This window comes from Sporosarcina luteola, from assembly GCF_023715535.1.
Taxonomy (GTDB): domain Bacteria; phylum Bacillota; class Bacilli; order Bacillales_A; family Planococcaceae; genus Sporosarcina; species Sporosarcina luteola_B.
In genome coordinates this window covers 1-18,966 of record NZ_JAMBOI010000014.1, presented here as the reverse complement: position 1 = coordinate 18,966, position 18,966 = coordinate 1, and the positions used below count along the sequence as shown (strand labels likewise).

General features: G+C 44.0%; 18 protein-coding genes. 15 read left to right on the top strand and 3 right to left on the bottom strand.

The window, feature by feature from the left end:
* The 9 genes from thiI to M3191_RS16235 all read left to right on the top strand — a co-directional run bounded on the left by thiI (position 1) and on the right by M3191_RS16235 (position 8,388).
* Positions 1-1,206, top strand: coding sequence for a tRNA uracil 4-sulfurtransferase ThiI (gene thiI, locus M3191_RS16275; RefSeq protein WP_251701424.1), 1,206 nt, complete (start codon positions 1-3; stop codon positions 1,204-1,206).
* 85 nt (positions 1,207-1,291) lie between these two features.
* Positions 1,292-1,501 carry an alpha/beta-type small acid-soluble spore protein gene (locus M3191_RS16270; RefSeq protein WP_251694152.1) on the top strand — a complete coding sequence of 70 codons (210 nt, stop codon included), beginning with the start codon at positions 1,292-1,294 and terminating at the stop codon, positions 1,499-1,501.
* Between the two features lie 179 nt (positions 1,502-1,680).
* A complete protein-coding gene (gene mbcS / locus M3191_RS16265) occupies positions 1,681-3,255 on the top strand; it encodes an acyl-CoA synthetase MbcS (RefSeq protein ID WP_251701423.1) in 1,575 nt (524 codons plus the stop codon).
* A 109-nt stretch (positions 3,256-3,364) separates the two neighbouring features.
* Complete coding sequence (rarD, locus tag M3191_RS16260) at positions 3,365-4,282, top strand: EamA family transporter RarD (RefSeq protein WP_251701422.1); 918 nt, start codon at positions 3,365-3,367, stop codon at positions 4,280-4,282.
* Between the two features lie 63 nt (positions 4,283-4,345).
* Positions 4,346-5,350 (top strand): signal peptide peptidase SppA, encoded by a 1,005-nt coding sequence (sppA, locus tag M3191_RS16255; protein WP_251701421.1) that lies wholly within the window; start codon positions 4,346-4,348, stop codon positions 5,348-5,350.
* A gap of 14 nt (positions 5,351-5,364) precedes the next feature.
* Positions 5,365-5,949: an RDD family protein gene (locus M3191_RS16250; RefSeq protein WP_251701420.1), complete on the top strand. Its 585-nt coding sequence runs from the start codon at positions 5,365-5,367 to the stop codon at positions 5,947-5,949.
* 33 nt (positions 5,950-5,982) lie between these two features.
* Positions 5,983-6,489: a thiol peroxidase gene (gene tpx, locus M3191_RS16245; RefSeq protein ID WP_251701419.1), complete on the top strand. Its 507-nt coding sequence runs from the start codon at positions 5,983-5,985 to the stop codon at positions 6,487-6,489.
* 86 nt (positions 6,490-6,575) lie between these two features.
* Positions 6,576-7,496, top strand: coding sequence for a class I SAM-dependent methyltransferase (locus M3191_RS16240; RefSeq protein WP_251701418.1), 921 nt, complete (start codon positions 6,576-6,578; stop codon positions 7,494-7,496).
* 247 nt (positions 7,497-7,743) lie between these two features.
* The gene (locus M3191_RS16235; RefSeq protein WP_251701417.1) at positions 7,744-8,388 is read left to right on the top strand and encodes an HD domain-containing protein; all 645 of its coding nucleotides are present in this window, start codon (positions 7,744-7,746) and stop codon (positions 8,386-8,388) included.
* 83 nt (positions 8,389-8,471) lie between these two features.
* Here M3191_RS16235 and M3191_RS16230 read toward each other — a convergent pair whose 3' ends face one another.
* Positions 8,472-8,921, bottom strand: coding sequence for a universal stress protein (locus tag M3191_RS16230; protein ID WP_251701416.1), 450 nt, complete (start codon positions 8,919-8,921; stop codon positions 8,472-8,474).
* A gap of 337 nt (positions 8,922-9,258) precedes the next feature.
* Here M3191_RS16230 and ald point away from each other — a divergent pair, with 337 nt between their 5' ends.
* Positions 9,259-10,374, top strand: a complete 1,116-nt coding sequence (ald, locus tag M3191_RS16225; RefSeq protein ID WP_251701415.1) for an alanine dehydrogenase — start codon at positions 9,259-9,261, stop codon at positions 10,372-10,374.
* Between the two features lie 44 nt (positions 10,375-10,418).
* On the opposite strand, the gene M3191_RS16220 is transcribed toward ald, so the two are convergent.
* Complete coding sequence (locus M3191_RS16220) at positions 10,419-11,516, bottom strand: M24 family metallopeptidase (RefSeq protein WP_251701414.1); 1,098 nt, start codon at positions 11,514-11,516, stop codon at positions 10,419-10,421.
* 111 nt (positions 11,517-11,627) lie between these two features.
* Here M3191_RS16220 and M3191_RS16215 point away from each other — a divergent pair, with 111 nt between their 5' ends.
* Complete coding sequence (locus tag M3191_RS16215; RefSeq protein ID WP_251701413.1) at positions 11,628-12,308, top strand: metal-dependent hydrolase; 681 nt, start codon at positions 11,628-11,630, stop codon at positions 12,306-12,308.
* Positions 12,309-12,458: 150 nt separating this feature from the next.
* Positions 12,459-13,766: a DRTGG domain-containing protein gene (locus tag M3191_RS16210; RefSeq protein ID WP_251701412.1), complete on the top strand. Its 1,308-nt coding sequence runs from the start codon at positions 12,459-12,461 to the stop codon at positions 13,764-13,766.
* Between the two features lie 32 nt (positions 13,767-13,798).
* Here M3191_RS16210 and M3191_RS16205 read toward each other — a convergent pair whose 3' ends face one another.
* Complete coding sequence (locus M3191_RS16205) at positions 13,799-14,119, bottom strand: YtpI family protein (RefSeq protein WP_251701411.1); 321 nt, start codon at positions 14,117-14,119, stop codon at positions 13,799-13,801.
* Between the two features lie 91 nt (positions 14,120-14,210).
* Here M3191_RS16205 and M3191_RS16200 point away from each other — a divergent pair, with 91 nt between their 5' ends.
* The 3 genes from M3191_RS16200 to M3191_RS16190 are packed head-to-tail and all read left to right on the top strand — an operon-like array spanning position 14,211 to position 18,656.
* Entirely contained in the window at positions 14,211-15,152 is a 942-nt protein-coding gene (locus M3191_RS16200) for a DHH family phosphoesterase (RefSeq protein WP_251701410.1), read from the top strand.
* 19 nt (positions 15,153-15,171) lie between these two features.
* Positions 15,172-18,237 carry a DNA polymerase III subunit alpha gene (locus tag M3191_RS16195; protein ID WP_251701409.1) on the top strand — a complete coding sequence of 1,022 codons (3,066 nt, stop codon included), beginning with the start codon at positions 15,172-15,174 and terminating at the stop codon, positions 18,235-18,237.
* A 17-nt stretch (positions 18,238-18,254) separates the two neighbouring features.
* A complete protein-coding gene (locus M3191_RS16190; protein WP_251701408.1) occupies positions 18,255-18,656 on the top strand; it encodes a hypothetical protein in 402 nt (133 codons plus the stop codon).
* Positions 18,657-18,966 lie beyond the last annotated feature (310 nt).

The window sequence follows — 18,966 nt, the reverse complement described above, 5'->3', positions numbered from 1 at the left end:
ATGAAATGGAAGGAAATTTTAATACGATACGGAGAATTGTCGCTGAAAGGGCGTAACCGCAATCACTTCGTGCGTAAATTACGAAACAACATAAAGGGTGCAATGAGTGATCTGAAATCTATTCAATTGCGTGCCGAGCGTGACCGGATGTTTTTAATCGCTGATGAAGAGTCTGATATGCAAAAGGCAATTGAACGGCTGCCGTATATTTTCGGCATCCAGTCATTCAGTCCGGTTGCTATGTGCGAAGCTGATCTGGACGCCATTAAAGAGAAGGCGCTCGAAGTGGTCGGTACTGAAGATACGGCAGGCAAAACATTCAAAGTGGAAATAAAACGGGCGGATAAAACATTCCCATACGTGACAGCAGAACTGCAACAAGCACTCGGTGGACATGTATTGCATCATTTTCCTGAACTTATCGTTCAAATGAAAAAGCCGGATATACTGCTGCATGTCGATATCCGGAAGGAGGGTGCATTCCTGACGTCCAAAGTGTATAAAGGTGCGGGCGGCATGCCTGTCGGTTCAAATGGGCATTCACTGCTTATGCTTTCAGGCGGCATCGATAGTCCGGTCGCGGGATATCTTCTTATGAAACGCGGCGTCTCAATTGATGCGATCCATTTTGCAAGCCCGCCGTATACGAGTGAGTTGGCAAAACAAAAAGTGATGGATTTGACTGAAAAACTATGCTCGTTCGGTGCGCCAGTCCGTCTTCACGTCATTCCTTTTACAGAGTTGCAGCAAGCCATTGTCCAACAAGTACCTGATAATTTATCAATGACGACTACGAGAAGAATGATGCTTCAAATCGCCGATAAAGTGAGAGAAGAAATCGGCGCATTAGCGCTTGTCACCGGGGAAAGCCTCGGGCAAGTGGCGAGTCAAACGCTTGAGAGCCTGACTGCTATTAATGAAGTGACTTCCACGCCAATTCTCCGTCCTTTGATTGCGATGGATAAACTGGACATTATCGAGCTTTCAGAGCGGATCGGGACTTACGAAACTTCAATTAGGCCATATGAAGATTGCTGTACAATCTTTACCCCGAGCAATCCAAAAACAAAACCGAAACTTGAAAAAGTCCATCGTTTTGAAAGCTTTTTTGATTTTCAACCATTGATTGAAGAAGCGGTGAGAAATAGAGAGGTTATCGAAGTTTGGCGTCAACATGAGAAGGATGATTTCGAGGATCTGCTTTGATATAAGGGCAATAATTACCATTTTAGCCTCCTGCATGAATTTCCGGAAACGGTCCATTCTATATGCACAAGGAGGTGAGAACAACATGGCTAACAACAACAGCGGCAACTCAAACCAACTTCTAGTTCCAGGGGCACAACAAGCGCTTGACCAAATGAAAAACGAAATCGCTGCAGAATTTGGTGTAAACCTTGGAGCAGACTCCACATCGCGTGCCAACGGTTCCGTCGGCGGAGAAATTACTAAGCGATTAGTGCGTCAAGCCCAACAACAAATGAACGGTTTCCAACAATAATAACAGACGCACGCCAGCTGTCCCGGTTTTCCGGGGCAGTTTTTCTTTTAGTTGCATTACACCTCATTCTTCACCTCGAATGGATAGGTTATTCATACGCCTTGCAAGAAAAATGAATATGTTTTGAAATTTCCACAAGACGTTTGTATAATTGTGATAGACGAAAAGGGGGAAATTAGATGAAACGTGAAGATTTACTTGCACCGGAGAACTATAATCTTGTTTCTGAATTTGAAAAGTACGCTACTGGCAAGGAAAAGCGCGCGCTCATTTATATCAGTTCGGATAGACAGGAAAAGGAAATTACATACGATGAATTAATGACTTCAGCGAAAAAGTGCGCGAATGTTTTTATCCAAAACGGCTTGGGCAAAGGGGATGTCATCCTTGTCATGGTCCCCCGGACAATTGATGCATATGTAACATATATCGGAGCATTGATGGCAGGGATTGTTGTCATTCCAAGCTCTGAAATGCTTCGTTCTTCGGATATTGAATATAGGTTGGAACACAGTCAGGCTAAAGCGATCATTGCATATGACGCATTCATGGATCAGTTTGAAGACGTGGAAAATCTACAAGACGTCCAATTATTTGTTATAGGTGAAGCAAAAGATGGACAAAAATCATTGACACGAATGATGGAATCGGCCTCTTCTGATTTTGAAGTTCCCAATACGAAGGGGACGGATATGGCTTTCCTGTCGTATACTTCAGGTACGACAGGAAAGCCGAAAGGAGTCGTTCATACACACGCTTGGGCCTATGCACATTTACGGACCGCGGGACCAAACTGGCTTGGCATTGAGGAAGGAGATGTCGTATGGGCGACCGCTGCACCGGGATGGCAAAAATGGATATGGTCACCATTCCTTTCCGTTCTAGGCAGCGGAGCGACAGGACTTGTTTATGACGGGAAATTCGATGTGAATACGTATTTGGATTTAATGAAAAAATATGCAGTGAACGTGCTATGCTGTACGCCAACGGAATACCGGTTCATCGCAAAAGCCGAAAATTTACAGGACTACGACCTTTCCTCCCTTCGCAGTGCTGTATCAGCAGGCGAGCCGTTGAACAGGGAAGTGATCGATATTTTTGAGAGGACTTTCAATCTTGCGGTCAGGGATGGGTATGGACAAACGGAAAATACCCTGCTTGTCGGAACAATGTTAGGAATGGAAGCCAGACCGGGTTCGATGGGGAAACCGACTCCAGGGAACTGTGTGGACATCATCGATGATGAAGGCAATCCGGTTTCTGCCGGAGAGGTGGGCGATATTGCTGTCCACATTTCGACGCCTGCCCTTTTCAAAGAATATTTGAATGACCCTGAAAGGACTAAAATGCAGTTTAGGGGCGAATATTACGTTACGGGGGATCGTGCACGGCTCGATGAGGATGGCTACTTCTGGTTTGAAGGGCGCGGCGATGATATTATCATCAGTTCAGGTTATACGATCGGTCCGTTTGAAGTTGAAGATGCGCTGACGAAGCATCCCGCAGTACGTGAATGTGCAGTTGTCGGCAGTCCCGATGAAGTGAGGGGAAGCATCGTCAAAGCCTTCATCGTCCTACGCGATCCTGCAATGAAGCAAGATGACAATCTTGTACAAGAATTACAGGAGCACGTGAAAACACTTACAGCTCCTTATAAATACCCGAGAAAAATCGAGTTTTTGAGTGAATTGCCGAAGACGGCCTCCGGTAAAATCATGCGCGTAGAATTGAGAAAGCAAGAACAGAATAAATGAATCACTTATACCGTCCAAAGCCGGAATGGCATGGACGGTTTTTCCTTGATGGGTTTACGAACGGTTTTGGAAGGACTATAATTGTCCTATTCGAAAGGAGGGTGCCTGAATGCAGTCTGAAAAAAGTGGTGTCCTATGGGTCGTCGGAGCCTTTCTCTTTTGGGGATTCATGCCGATTTATTGGAAACATCTTGAACATGTACAAAGTGATGAAATTTTAACGGGACGAATCGTGTGGGCATTCGTTTCCACAGTCCTTGTAGTTTTGCTCATGAAAAATGGCAGAGAGCTACTTAGTGACATCAAGGAGCTATGGAAAAGCCAGTCCCAATTTTGGGGACTATTTATCGCAACCGTGTTAATTTCAGGAAATTGGTTCACCTACATATGGGCGGTCAATCATAATTACATCGTACAAACGAGCCTTGGCTATTATATCAATCCTCTTGTATCCGTTTTGCTCGGCATTTTCTTTCTGAAGGAGAGACTTTCCTCCTCACAGAAAATCGCTTTCCTACTTGCCTTTACGGGTGTCATCATCCTGACGGTTTCATACGGAAAATTTCCGTGGATCGCTTTATGTCTTGCATTTACGTTCGCGATTTACGGATTCATTAAGAAAAACATTAAATTGGATGCGCTTCGGGGACTGGCAATCGAGACATTATTCATTACGCCATTCGCAATCGGCTATTACATATTCCTTTTCGTGAAAGGGCAAGCCGTCTTTTTACATGCGGATGTGAAAACAGATATTCTTCTCATCCTTACAGGCATCGGGACTGCACTTCCTCTCGTCATGTACGCAAAAGGAGTGCGGATGATTCCGTTATATGTCGCGGGTTTCATTCAATACATCGCACCGACGCTCATGTTGTTCCTGGGCGTAGTCGTCTACAAGGAATCATTTGGCGGGATTGAACTATTATCATTTTCATTGATATGGTCGGCACTTATCCTCTTCACGGTTTCAAAGGTTTATGAATCGATCGCGACAAAAAGGAGCGCTCATCATCCTTCCAAGTAAAATGAAACATTTATCGGGTACGAAACGTATACAATGGTGGAAGAAAGAAGGGGGAATTACATAATGGCAATAAAACGGTGGATTGCGATCATCGTAGCTGCAGTACTTGTATTCATTTCAATAGGCATTAACTCACTTTCGTATTTATTCACGAGGGATTTCAGCGGCTTAATGGAAGAAATGGCTGCAGGAAAAACAGGCTATAGCGAAGTGGTCATCGAACAAGGAAAAGGCAGGGATCGGATTGCCGTTCTTACATTGGATGGCGTCATCCAGGATGTCGGGAGTTCCTTGTTCGCATCAGGCGGTTACAATCACCAAATGTTCATGTCACAGCTTACTGAGATTTTGAACGATCAAACGATTAAGGGCATCGTCCTTTCGGTGAACACGCCAGGCGGTGGAGTGGTGGAATCATCGGATATTTATGATGCCATCAAGGCGATCCAGATTGATAGGGAAATTCCCGTTTACGTAGCAATGGGAGGACTTGCCGCATCCGGAGGTTATTATGTATCTGCTCCTGCCGAAAAAATCTTTGTGCACCCTGAAACGATTACGGGATCAATTGGGGTCATCATGGAAAGCGTTAATTATGCAAAGCTTGCGGAAAAATACGGGATTGATTTCAATACGATCAAAACAGGCCCTTACAAAGACATCATGAGCGGATCTCGCGAAATGACAGATGAAGAGCACAATATGCTTCAAGAAATGATCAATGACTCTTACGAACGATTTGTGGCGATTGTTGCAGAAGGCCGTAACATGTCGACAGAACAAGTTAAAAAGATCGCGGATGGCCGTATCATGAATGGCAGACAGGCGATTGAATCCGGTCTTGCAGACGATTTCGGAAAGATGGGCGATGTCATCGATGCAATGAAGGCTGATTACAAGTTGGAGAACGCTACAGTTTTTGAATACGCGCCGATGGATAGCTTTGGCTCGCTTTTCGGAGTGAAGGTCGGCAATCTTTTCGGACGCAATATTGAGTCTGAACTTATCGGGAAATTGCTTTCAGATTACGATGCGCCGCGGATGATGTACTTGTATGGTGAAAAATAAGGAGGGGATAGGGCATGACGGATCATATTGAAAATAACCAGCCGATGAACGATATACCTGAAGCAGTACGCCTCCCTGCATATGAGATTGTCCAGAAGGAGCGATTCATACCGAAATTTGCCGGTTTTTGGACACGTTTCTGGGCATATATCATTGACTTGCTTGTCGTATCATCAATCAGCGGAATCTTCATCAAACCTATATTCAGGGTTCTGGATATTAAAATTTCAAATCCATCTTTTCTTTTATTCAGCCCATACAAAGTCACACTCCTTATCCTTTTCCTTGCTTATTTTGCACTTATGACAAAATTTACAGGTCAGACGGTAGGAAAGATGATTTTGGGGATAAAAGTTGTCACAAAAGACGGCGGAAAACTTACGTGGGCAACAGTTTTCTTCAGGGAAGTAATTGGCCGCTTCATTTCAAAGCTTCTTACCATCCCTTATCTGTTCGTTGCCTTCATGCCTAAAAAGGAAGCGTTACATGACCTTTTTGCTGACACATACGTCATCCATGAACAAGCATTTGAAAGGGAAGTAATTGAAACGAGGCAGGAGCGCAAGGGTGAAGAGTTGCAAGCAGGAACAATTGTTTAGTAGAATGAATTGAAATGAATAGGAGGCGTCTTCATGGTAAATGTCACTTTCAAACAAAATCCGGTCACATTGCTCGGTAAAGAAGTAACAGTAGGCGACAAAGCTCCAGATTTCACAGTACTATCCAACGATTTACAACCGGTTACGCTGAATGATTCAAAAGGGAAAATCAGATTGATAAGCGTTGTTCCATCCATCGATACTGGTGTATGTTCTGAACAGACGCGAAAATTCAGCCAGGAAGCGACTTCACTCGGAGACGATGTGGAAGTGCTAACGATATCCGTCGATCTTCCTTTTGCGCAAGCGAGATGGGGTGCTGCGGAAGGTGTCAGCAATGTCCAGACATTGTCGGATCACCGCGACCTTTCATTCGGGGAAGCGTACGGTGTCGTCATGAAAGAGCTGCGGCTATTAGCTCGCTCCATCTTCGTAGTCGACAAGGACGATACAGTCACTTATGTCGAGTATGTAATGGAAGGCACAGACCATCCAGATTACGAAAAGGCGATTGCAGCCGTAAACGAATTGACAAAATAATAACGTGGCCCACTCGGCAACGGGTGGGCCATATTCCGTTATAAAAGGTTTTTAGCAAGCTATATTTTGGATTAGAGGGATACGAAATGGTAACAAATACTGAACAGATCTTTACATTTTTAAATGAACACGCAGAATCTAACAATGAAGACCTTTATTTGGAAGCAGTCATTGAAGCATGTCAGGAATGGCTGTCAGGGGAAAGAATGCCCCGATTGTCTCCTTCCGTGACAAAAGAGGAAATCCGAAGAGGAATTCAGCTCGCTGTCCTGAAAGGGATGAAAGAGCAAGCTCAACCGAATCATCAGATGACACCAGATGCGATTGGCATGCTCATCGGGCATTTTGCAAACAAGTTGATGCAGCACAAAGAGCAAGTTACCTTGCTTGATCCAGCAGCAGGAACGGGCAATTTGCTGTTCACAGTCATGAATGCAATCGGAGATAAAGCAACGGCGACATCGGTGGAAATTGATGAACTACTCGTCAGATTATCTGCCATCACTGCTGAACTTCTGGAACAGCCTGTACGCTTTTTCGTTCAGGATGCATTGCGTCCTTTGCTCGTAGATCCTGTTGACTTGGTCGTATGTGATCTTCCAGTCGGCTATTATCCTGATGACGACAATGCCATCAGCTTTGAAATGATGCCGGCGGAAGGACATGCGTTTGCCCATCATCTATTCATTGAACAATCGATGAATCACTTGAGGGAAGGTGGATATGCGATTTTCCTAACGCCTTCATCCCTTTTCGAATCAGATCAATCAGCAGAACTTCATCGCTATTTGAAAAAGAATGCTGTCATCAGGGCGGTCCTCCAATTACCGGAATCCTTATTCAGAAGCGCCGCACACGAAAAGAGCCTTTTCATCCTGCAGAAGCCGTATGCTGAAATGAAAGCAAAGCCGGATGTACTGCTCTCAAAAGTGCCGAATATGTCAGATAAACTAGCGATGTCCCGGTTCCTCGAACAGATTGAGGACTGGGTAAGTGAGGAATTATAAGTGCTGTTGATATCCGATTATTGTTTTTAATTTATTGTATCTTAATTAACCCTTCTTATCCTTTCATGGATTTGAAGGGTTTTTTGCATGGCGTTCAATGAGTAGGAGTATTGAATTGGCTGTGTATATTATCCCTTTCCTGCATACTTTAGTGAGAATAGGGGAAAGCATTTACAAGACGTAATTATGATTGTACTGTGTGGAAATGTTCAAGTCCTCAAATAATACAGAAGCGGTGATGAAAAAGATGGGTGTACATCAATACTTTAAAAGTCTTTCTGATTTAGAACAAATTATTCGTTGTCCAGGAAAGTTCAAATATCAGCACCATACCGTCGCCAGTCATTCCTTTAAGGTGGCGAAAATTGCTCAATTTCTTGGCACAGTTGAAGAGGATTGCGGCCAGAAAGTTGACTGGAGAATTCTATATGAAAAGGCATTGAACCATGATTACGCGGAACTTTTTACCGGGGATATAAAGACGCCTGTAAAATATGCTTCGCAAGAGTTGAAGCAGTTATTCAGTGAAGTCGAGGAAGAAATGACGAGGAAGTTCGTGGAAAAGGAACTTCCACAAGAGTTTCAAGCCATTTATTTGGAGCGATTTAGTGAGGGTAAAGATGAGACATTGGAAGGGCGCATTCTATCTGTAGCTGATAAAATCGATTTGCTCTATGAAGCATTTGGTGAAATTCAAAAGGCTAATCCCGAGCCTTTGTTTTTAGAGATATACGAAGAGGCATTACGTACAATCCTGTTGTTTCAAGATATGAATTGTGTGAAATACTTCCTGGAACATATACTTACCGATATGCTATCTGAACGATTTACTGAACATGACGAGTTGACAGGCATTGCCATGCAAATCATCGAAGAACACGGAGGAGAGTAGACATACATAATACAGTGGACTACTTAAAATTTTCGAAAGACAAGAACCTGCCCGGCATAAGGGGCAGGTTCTTATCTTGTTTGTCAAATTCCTTCCGGTGTACGGACGACAAGAACGTCGCAAGCCGCTGAGCGGACTATATTTTCGGATACGCTGCCGATAAGGAAGCGCTCTACTTTGTTCAAACCGGTAGCACCGCAAATGATGAGATCCACACTAAGCTTTTTCGATAAATCGCGGGAAATCATCGTTTTCGGGGAACCGTATTCCACGACGATGTTTACCTTCTTCAACCCGGCTGCCTCTGCTTCTTGCTTGTATTCCGTTAGCAGATCTTCGGCAAATTTATGTGCTCGTTCCGAGATGGACCGATCGTATGCTTCAACCGCCGCATAGGAACGAGTATCAATGATGTTCACCAAGTTCAATGTTGCGTCATTGCGCGCTGCAATGCCCATTGCCTTCTTGAATGCCCAACTGGATTCTTTAGATCCATCCACAGCCACGATAATCTGCTCGTATTTTAATACCATTCCAATCACTCCATCCAATATATTTATATTTACATTTACTAACTTCGATATAGATTGAATAAACCCTCTTCTATTATTGGAAATTCAAAATGGAATCGCTGGAATTTGTCTGAAAAATGTCGGGGTTACTGATACTATTCCCTTTACAAACTTCAAAAAACATAGGAGTTTAATTTGGAACCTTCAGAATAAAAATAGAACAATATTATGTTGAAGAATTTGTTTATTATATTTATAGCGCAAATTCTTTTAACTTCTGATAGAATTGTTAGTACTTGGTCTTGTCGAATTGTCGATTTGTGGCCAACTAACTTTCTTATATATAGGAGGATCAGAAATGCGTATTGGGATTCCAAAAGAAGTGAAGAATAATGAAAATCGGGTGGCGATGACACCTGCAGGCGCATACAACTTGAAGTCAGCAGGCCATGAAGTACTCATTGAAACTGGTGCAGGACATGGTTCCAGCTTTACTGATGAGGATTATATCGAAGCTGGTGCGACAATCGTATCTACTGCGAAAGAAGCCTGGAATGTAGACATGGTCATGAAAGTGAAAGAACCGCTTGCTTCCGAGTATGATTATTTCCGTGAAGGGCTAATCCTGTTCACTTATCTGCATCTTGCCCCTGAATTGGAATTGACTAAAGCAATGCTAGATAACAAGGTTGTCGGCATCGCCTATGAAACTGTGCAAGTGAATAATTCTTTACCGTTGCTAGCACCGATGAGCGAAGTTGCAGGACGTATGGCAACACAAATCGGCGCGCAATATCTTGAAAAGATTAACGGTGGAAAAGGAATTCTTCTTTCAGGAGTCCCAGGCGTATCTCGCGGAAAAGTCACAGTAATCGGTGGCGGACAGGCTGGAACGAACGCTGCGAAAATAGCTGTCGGCATGGGTGCTAAAGTTACTGTGCTCGATTTGTCTGTAGACCGTCTTCGCCAATTGGATGAAATGTTCGGTGATAGCATTCAGACACTTGTTTCCAACCCGTTCAATATTGCAGAATCAGTAAAGGATTCAGATCTTGTTATTGGCTGTGTATTGATTCCAGGGGCTAAAGCGCCGAAATTGGTTTCGGAAGAGATGGTCAAATCGATGAAGCCGGGCTCGGTTCTTGTGGATATCGCAATCGACCAAGGCGGAATCTTTGAAACATCCGACCGCGTGACGACTCATGATGATCCTACGTATGAGAAGCATGGCATTGTCCACTATGCAGTTGCGAACATGCCGGGAGCTGTTCCGCGCACTTCGACGATGGCTTTGACGAACGTTACAGTTCCATATGCGTTGCAAATTGCAAACAAAGGCTATAAACAAGCTTGTTTGGATAATGCTGCATTGCAAAAAGGCATCAACACATTGGAAGGACATGTAACATATAAAGCTGTTGCAGACGCGCAAGGCTTGGAGTATGTTCCGGCTGAGACGCTACTAAGCAAATAATAAAACATGCTGTCCGATTTATTTCGGACAGCATGTTTTCAATTTCAAGGCTGTATGATCTGCAGTTCTTTCGGGAATTTCGTTAACACTTCTACACCGTCAGAAGTGACGACTAGATCATCTTCGATTCGCACTCCCGTAATTTCAGGATGATAAATCCCCGGTTCGACAGTGAATACCATTCCTTCAATGAGTTCCATTTCATTTGTTCCTGTAATTGAAGGGAATTCATGTACGGAAATGCCAAGCCCGTGTCCAAGTCGGTGCGTGAAATACTCACCGTAGCCTGCTTCCGTAATGACATCCCTTGCGGCTTTATCCAAGTCCATTGCTTTCACGCCAGGACGGACCATGTCGATTGCTGTCTGTTCTGCCTTTTTGACAGTTTCATAAATTTCACGCTGTTTTTCGGAAGGTTCGCCAAATGCGACTGTTCTTGTAATATCTGAACAATATCCCTCGTATACGACACCAAGGTCGAACAGGATGAAATCACCTTTTTGGATTTTCCGGTCTCCCGGCGTTCCGTGCGGGGAAGCTGTTTTAGGACCTGATAATACCATCGTGTCGAAGGACATCTTTTCTGCGCCCATTTTCTTCATTTCAAATTCAATTGCCATAAGAATTTCAAGCTCGGTTTTCCCTTCGGCGATCTCTTTGCAGCCGATTTCGATTGCGTGATCTGCCAATGCTGCTGCCTTGCGCAACTTTACAAGCTCATCCTCGCTTTTGATATTTCTCATTTTATTCAGTTGTTCGTCGAGACGTTGGAATGACGCTCCTTCGAAGAGTTGTTCCATCCGTTCTAGTCGTTCGACGGTTAAATGGGATTTTTCGATTGCAATTGTCTGAAGAGGAACTCCTCTTTTCACGGCTGCAGTTGCGAGAACTTCCCAAGCATCTTCAGTATCTTGATGCCCAATCGCTTCAAATGTCCAACCGGACGCCTTCAAATCAGGCACTTCCATTAGAGGACAGATAACAAATGGTTCAGCTTCCTTGAAGATCATCACGCCTAATAGTCTCTCATGCGGTTCACTGCGAAATCCAGAAACATAAAAAACATTGTCCGGAGTTGTAATGAATGCCGCATCCACATCATTTTCTAGCAAGTAACTTTTGATCTCATTAATTTTATTCACCTTATCCCTCCGATATCAACTTCCTCAACATACATATCATATCAAAAAAGAGGGTTTTCCGGTAAGATAAAGAAGTATAGTGTATATGAACAGATTTGGAGGGATTTGCAAATGAAAATTTCTTATCACGGACATTCTGTCGTGAAAATTGAGACGGAAGGGAAGACATTATTGATTGATCCGTTCATCACTGGCAATGAACTGACGGACTTGGATGCTTCAGTACAGAATCCCGATGTAATCTTGCTGACGCACGGACATAACGATCATGTCGGAGATACGTTTGACATAGCAAAACGATGCAATCCACTTATCGTTGCACCGAATGAACTGGCCGTCTACTTAGGTTGGCAGGGCTTTACTACGCATGGCATGAACATCGGAGGCTCCCATACATTCGATTTCGGGACGGTGAAATATACGCAAGCGTTCCATAGTTCTTCCTACACGACCGCCCAGAACGAAATTATCTATACAGGCATGCCAGCAGGAATTTTGTTCACTGTGGAAGGAAAAACAATTTATCACGCAGGGGATACATCCCTTTTCGGCGATATGGCAATCATCGGGAGACAGCAATCCATCGACGTCGCTTTTTTGCCGATCGGCGATAATTTTACGATGGGTCCGGAAGATGCCGCGGCGGCAGTTGAATTGCTGAATCCGAAAGTTGTCGTGCCTATCCATTACGACACATTTCCGCCAATTAGGCAAAATCCGGAAACATTCAAGGATCTTGTCGTAAACCATGAAGTGAAGATTATGAAAGCGGGAGACTCACTGGAATTATAAATACCGTCACCGATCCGGATAGCACATCGCCGGATCGGTTTTTCTTTACTCCAGTATTCAACCATTTATCGACCTGAGTCTTCCTGCAAATACTATTCTTTCCGATGTATGATAAAATGGGGACAGGTTAAAAGAGAAAAAGGTGAAGAAATGTCGACAAAACATGAGCTGATATTACGCTATATCGAAGGATTGGCAGTCGGCGAGAAAATATCAGTCCGCCAAGTTGCCAAAGCCTTATCCGTCAGTGAAGGAACGGCATACCGGGCAATAAAAGAAGCTGAAAACCAGAAGCTTGTGAATACGATTGAACGTGTTGGCACAATCCGAATTGAAAAGAAGAAAAAAGAGAATATTGAAAGGCTGACATTTGCCGAAGTCGTTAATATCGTAGACGGTGTCGTTCTCGGAGGAAGAGACGGGCTTCATAAGACTTTGACCAAATTCGTCATCGGTGCGATGCAGCTTGATGATATGAAACGGTATATAGATGCAGGCAGCTTATTGATCGTCGGGAACAGGCTCAAGGCGCATGAACTTGCAGTAAGTGCAGGTGCGGCCGTCCTTGTCACTGGAGGTTTCGATGTTGCCGATGAAGCGAAAAAACTGGCGAATGAGTTGAATTTACCGATCATTTCATCCAGTTATGACACATTCACAGTAGCAACGATGTTGAACCGTGCAATTTATGACCAATTGATAGAAAAGGAAATACTTCTTGTGGAGGATATACTGACTCCTCTCGCTGAGACAATCACGTTTTCACCGAAGGACAATGTAGCTCATTTCAATGGAGTGAACCAGAAAACGGCCCACTCGGGATATCCGGTTATTGATCGGAACGGAAAATTGATTGGAATAGTAACTTCCCGTGATGCTGTTGGAAAGCTTGGGACCGACCTGATTGAAAAAGTGATGACACAAAACCCCATTACTGTGAATGGGAAAACGAGCGTCGCTTCCGCGGGCCATAGCATGATATGGGAGGGCATTGATTTAATGCCTGTCGTCAGCGACAGTGGAATTCTTCAAGGAATCATCAGCCGCCAAGATGTCCTGAAAGCGTTTCAGATGACCCAAAGGCAACCGCAGCAAGGCGAAAAAATCGATGATATCGTCAAGGGCCAAATGAAAGCCGTGCCTGATCAGCCGCTGAATATCGAATTCACTGTCGTTCCACAAATGACGAACCAATTGGGGTCTCTGTCGTACGGGGCACTGACGACATTATTGACGGATGTAGGAAACCGTGCAATCAAAATGCGGAAAAGGGGAGAAAGCGTTCCCGAAAATATGACTATCTACTTCATTAAGCATGTTCAGCTCGGAAGTACTGTAATAGTTGAACCGAGAATCCTTCATATGAGCAGGAGATTCGTTAAAGTGGACTTCGATCTCTTCTCGGATTCGGAACTAATCGCCAAAGCGATGGTAATGTATCAGCTATTCGATCGATGATTGGAATGAAAAAAACTGATGCGGCGGTCGCATCAGTTTTCATTCAGAGTAGTCTCTTCGTCAATAAATTGTTTATAATGCTTTGCAGCTTTCATATTAAAGAAAATAATATAGGCGCCTAGTACGATGAATAGACTGGAAACGACATACGTTGCAATCCCTTGGAACAGAAGAAGCTGGTTTATTCCGAAGAAGAAAAGTAATCCCCCCAAAAATGTACCGGCTCTGCTTGCAAAGTACTGTTTCCGAATGGGAAACACTTGACGTGTTCTGAATTGACGAGTCTTGAAATAGAAATAATAAACGCCTGATGCAATGATAAGAAAGACTAGTAGGAAATTGAGTGTTTTCATAAAAAAGCCTCCATCAAATAACTTCTTTCATTGTAGCGGCTTCTTTCAGTAAATGCGAACAGAAATCATTAAAAACCGGAGGAATAGCAAATTGAAACGACAAATCATCGACACAATTGAACAATACGACACAATCATCATTCATCGTCATGTACGGCCCGACCCAGATGCATACGGCTCGCAAGTCGGCTTGAAGGAATTGATAACAACCAATTATCCAGAAAAGAAAGTATATGCATCCGGAACGCATGATGATATGCTCACTTATTTAGCGATTCAGGATGAAGTAGGACCTGACGATTATAAAAACGCACTTGTCATCGTTACCGATACGGGTAATACAGAGCGGATCGATGCAGAGTTTTATGAGAAAGCCGATTTTTTACTCAAGATCGATCACCATCCGAATGTCGATCCATACGGAGATATGAGATGGGTGGATACCGATGCAAGTTCCACATCTGAAATGATATATCTTCTATTTGAAGAAGGGGAAAAGCATTATGGATGGAAGATGTCGGATGCTTGTGCCCGTTTGCTATTTGCAGGGATCGTGGGAGATACAGGCCGATTCCTTTTCCCAAGTGCGACTGTAAGGACGTTCGAAATTGCAAGCGGTCTAATCAAATATGATTTTGATAGGACGAAGCTCTTCGCGGAAATGTATGAAGAAGACCGTAGATTGCTGAATTTGAAAGGTTATATTTATCAACAATTCACGATTGATGAAAATGGAGCGGCTTTCATTAAAATCGACAAAACGATTCTTGAAAAGTTCGGAGTAACCGCGAGCGAGACATCTCAACTTGTTGGAGCCCTTGGGGATGTAAAAGGAATTTGTGCATGGGTCATTTTTGTCGAGGAAGAGGATCAGATCCGTGTCCGATTCCGTTCAAAAGGACCGGTAATTAATCAACTCGCTGCTGAATATGACGGCGGGGGACATCCGCTCGCTTCGGGGGCGTCAATTTATTCGTGGGATAAAGCGGATGAGGTCATTGCGAAATTGAAAGATTTATGTGCAGTGAAGTAACGGTTCGGAGGGATTTTCATTGGTACTTGTCTATCCACAAATTGTGACCGGCGCCGATTTGCTGCGCGGCATTATAAAGCTTGATCAGTTGGCCCCGCTTCTGCAAAGGAGAGGGGCTCGATCTGTTGGGATTGTCAATTCGAAGATGTATGGCGTCCGTTCATTCTGCAAAGTGATGGAGAAATATGACATCCATCCTGTCATCGGATTATCAATCATGTTGGAGTTGGATGACGGTCACGATCTTCTGCTATATGCATATGCGAAAGACGACAGAGGCTATAGCAACCTACTTAAAATCAGCAGTGCGATTTCTACAAAGGAGCCTGAAACACTACCTCTTAAATGGCTTCAAGCGTATAGCGAGGGGTGTGTCTTCATTTGTCCGATGACCGATAATTCTTGGAATGATAGACGTGAAGCCGATACGATCCTAAAAATCCAAAAAGCATGTAGGAATGTCTTTGTCGGCATTTCCCGGCCAGGTGGGGTGAAGCACCACGCTGAAGAGGAAATTCAGCGTATTGCCGAGGAGACGGATACATTCATTACTGCCTTTCATGAATCAAGATATATTGACAAAGAGGATGCTTTCGCTTTTGAAGTAGCTGCGGCAATACGGTCAGGTTACAAGCTGAATGACCCGTCAAGGCCGAAAATGGATATCTATGATGCTCATGTTCCGGACGAACAAGAGTTGCAGCATTGGTTTTCCGATCATCCTGAATGGATTGAAGCAATGGCTGAAATCATGTTGTCCTGTAATGCGAAGTTGCCGCCTAGCCGTCCGTTGATGCCTGCCTTTCCGGTCCCGGAAGGGCACACGGCAGCTTCATTGCTGAAAAAGAATTGTGAGGAAGGGTTGATCAGCCGGCTCGGAACCGTAAGTCCGACTTATTATGAACGGCTTGGCACAGAACTCACAGTCATCGAAAACATGGGCTTCTCAGATTACTTTTTAATTGTTGAGGATTTCATGCGTTTTTCAAAGGAGAATGGGATATTGACAGGCCCGGGTAGGGGTTCCTCAGCGGGTTCCCTCGTCGCCTATTCCCTAGGAATCACGGATGTCGATCCAATCAAATATGGGCTCATTTTCGAAAGATTCCTTAATCCAGGAAGAATTTCAATGCCTGATATAGACATCGATTTTGCCGATAACCGCCGCTCTGAAGTGATTGAATATGTAGCTAAGAAATATGGGAAGGCACACGTTGCTCAAATCATTACCTTCGGAACGCTCTCTTCTAAATCTGTCGCAAGAAACGTAGCCCGAGTATTCGACTTCTCCAACGAAGAAATGTCTTTCTTATCCAAACAGATTCAGGAAGGGCATAGCAAAAGGCTGGAAGAGTCCGTCAGCAAGTCGAAAGCCCTTCAAGACTGGATCGCAATGGATCCTATCCGTGCCAAGTGGTTTCAAGCAGCTAAAACGTTGGAAGGCTTGCCGAGAAATGCTTCCACCCATGCAGCGGGAGTCATCCTGTCTCCGATGCCATTAGTCGAAAATGTTCCACTCCAAAATGGCGGTGATGATATTTACTTGACTCAATGGGCAATGGGAGATGTGGAGGAAATCGGTTTATTGAAAATGGATTTCCTTGGATTGCGCAATTTGACGTTAATGGACCGTATCCAATCGATGATTCAATACGACACGGGCAAGAAGCTGCATTTCGAAGAGATTCCTCTGAATGACGCAAAGACTTTTGAACTTTTCAAGAATGGCGACATGACGGGGATTTTCCAATTCGAGTCGGACGGCATGAGAGATGCGTTACGGCTAATCAAACCGGATGCGTTCAGTGACCTGTACGCCATCAATGCATTATACCGGCCAGGCCCGATGGAGAATATCCCGCTCTACAGTCGGAGGAAAAACAAAAAGGAAAAAAATAATTATTTACACCCTACCCTAGAGCCGATTCTCCAGGAAACCGAGGGAATCATCGTATACCAGGAGCAGATCATGCAAATCGCTGTGCAAATTGCTGGGTTCACGATGGCGGAAGCGGATCTGTTACGCAGGGCTGTCAGTAAAAAGAAACGTGAAGTGCTGCGACAGGAACGCGAACACTTTGTAAGAAGTGCCGTCCAACAGAACTTTCCTGAAGGCTCCGCAAGTGAAATCTATGATTTGATCGTCAAATTTGCGGATTACGGCTTCCCGAAAAGCCATGCGGTTGCATACTCATTGATCTCCTACCAGTTGGCATACGTAAAAGCGAATGCACCCGCTTATTTTTATGCTGCGCTGTTGTCGATGGCGACTGGAAACCAAGAGAAGACAATGGAATACATCCATGAAATTAGAGGGAAAGGAATTGAAATTCTTCCTCCTTCCATTCAAAAGAGCAAATTCTCCCACATCGTCGAGAAAGGTGCTATTCGTATCGGGTTGGGATCAATCAAAGGCGTGACACCGTCTTTTTACAATGTCATTAAAGACGCGCGTACGCCTGAAGGATGGAAGACGCTCTTCGATTTTTCAGCAGCAATCGGAGGAACTTATTTTACCGAAAAAACGATCATACCTCTCATAAAAGCGGGAGCACTCGATGAATTCGGAGAAGACCGGTCCGTCCTGTTGGCATCGATTGAAGCTGCGCGCAATCATGCCCAGTTCGTCAGTCCCGACGGAGATGACTTACTCCACGAAATCATTTATTCAGTAGCAAAGCCGAAATACACTCCTGGCGGGTCAATGCCGAGATTTGCCATGCTCGAATATGAACGGGAAGTGCTTGGTTTTTATTTATCCGAACATCCAGCATTGGAAATGAAAAAGATGTTGGAGGAACAAGTGGTGGATCTAGTAGTCGTTCCCGATGCAAAAGAACGGACGATGCTAAAAGTCGCCGGAATGATTAGGGAAGTCAAACGGATCCGTACAAAAAAAGGCGAAGCGATGGCTTTCCTGACTCTCCAGGACGAAACAGGAGAACTATCTTGCACGATCTTCCCAAGACAATACGCCGCAAGCAACATCCATATACAGGAACTTGCAATGGTGCAAATCACAGGAACAATGGAAAAGCGCAACGGCCAAACACAACTGATCGTTCAACAGATTCACGGAGTTTGAAGGGAGAAAGTTAAGTTGTGAGGAAGTTATTGTTTTTGTGTATTATACTAAGTGTATTTTTTATTGTTAGCGGGTGTAATGGTAACTCTGTCAAACAAATTAAAGCTGATTACTATGATATTGGCTTTGGACAAAGCTTGTACGAGGGTTACAACAAAGTAGATAAAGAAACTGTTCAGTCGCTTGTGAAGGCTTACAATGAAATAGAATATAGTGGACAAACAAACCAACAAATTAATTATGAAAAAGCAGTAACGCTAACCTTCATCTATAATGACCAAATTTCAAGTTCTTTGGTGATAGATGAGAAGGGGATTTTTCATCTAAGTGATGGTGCTGGAAATTATCAAATCGAGCCAAGTAATGAGATTTATAAACAGGCTAGAGAAATTTATAAAGATGTGAAGAAACAATATTGAGGTTTTCGTACTTAGAGAACAATATTGGGTAACTTGAGATTTTAGTAGCTGGATGGCTATCCTGAACAAATTTATTTTAATTGCAAACACCGTTGATCGGAGCGGATGGCGGCGACTCCTGCGGGAAAGCGAGACAGGTGAGACCCCGGAGGGAGCGAAGCGACTGAGGAGGCTCACCGCTCGCCCGCGGAAACATACTAACATTAGTAGTGCAGACCATGGCCATGGTTTGTGCTACTATTTTTTTGTAGTAGAAGTGAAGGAAAGTCGTGCGGACGCTGGGATCTTTGAATCCGTATAAGGAAACCGA

What these genes read in the sequence shown, in the direction of transcription:
- thiI (WP_251701424.1), top strand. Translation starts at nt 1, where the DNA reads ATGAAATGGAAGGAAATTTTAATACGATACGGAGAATTGTCGCTGAAA.
- M3191_RS16270 (WP_251694152.1), top strand. Translation starts at nt 1,292, where the DNA reads ATGGCTAACAACAACAGCGGCAACTCAAACCAACTTCTAGTTCCAGGG.
- mbcS (WP_251701423.1), top strand. Translation starts at nt 1,681, where the DNA reads ATGAAACGTGAAGATTTACTTGCACCGGAGAACTATAATCTTGTTTCT.
- rarD (WP_251701422.1), top strand. Translation starts at nt 3,365, where the DNA reads ATGCAGTCTGAAAAAAGTGGTGTCCTATGGGTCGTCGGAGCCTTTCTC.
- sppA (WP_251701421.1), top strand. Translation starts at nt 4,346, where the DNA reads ATGGCAATAAAACGGTGGATTGCGATCATCGTAGCTGCAGTACTTGTA.
- M3191_RS16250 (WP_251701420.1), top strand. Translation starts at nt 5,365, where the DNA reads ATGACGGATCATATTGAAAATAACCAGCCGATGAACGATATACCTGAA.
- tpx (WP_251701419.1), top strand. Translation starts at nt 5,983, where the DNA reads ATGGTAAATGTCACTTTCAAACAAAATCCGGTCACATTGCTCGGTAAA.
- M3191_RS16240 (WP_251701418.1), top strand. Translation starts at nt 6,576, where the DNA reads ATGGTAACAAATACTGAACAGATCTTTACATTTTTAAATGAACACGCA.
- M3191_RS16235 (WP_251701417.1), top strand. Translation starts at nt 7,744, where the DNA reads ATGGGTGTACATCAATACTTTAAAAGTCTTTCTGATTTAGAACAAATT.
- M3191_RS16230 (WP_251701416.1), bottom strand. Translation starts at nt 8,921, where the DNA reads ATGGTATTAAAATACGAGCAGATTATCGTGGCTGTGGATGGATCTAAA.
- ald (WP_251701415.1), top strand. Translation starts at nt 9,259, where the DNA reads ATGCGTATTGGGATTCCAAAAGAAGTGAAGAATAATGAAAATCGGGTG.
- M3191_RS16215 (WP_251701413.1), top strand. Translation starts at nt 11,628, where the DNA reads ATGAAAATTTCTTATCACGGACATTCTGTCGTGAAAATTGAGACGGAA.
- M3191_RS16210 (WP_251701412.1), top strand. Translation starts at nt 12,459, where the DNA reads ATGTCGACAAAACATGAGCTGATATTACGCTATATCGAAGGATTGGCA.
- M3191_RS16205 (WP_251701411.1), bottom strand. Translation starts at nt 14,119, where the DNA reads ATGAAAACACTCAATTTCCTACTAGTCTTTCTTATCATTGCATCAGGC.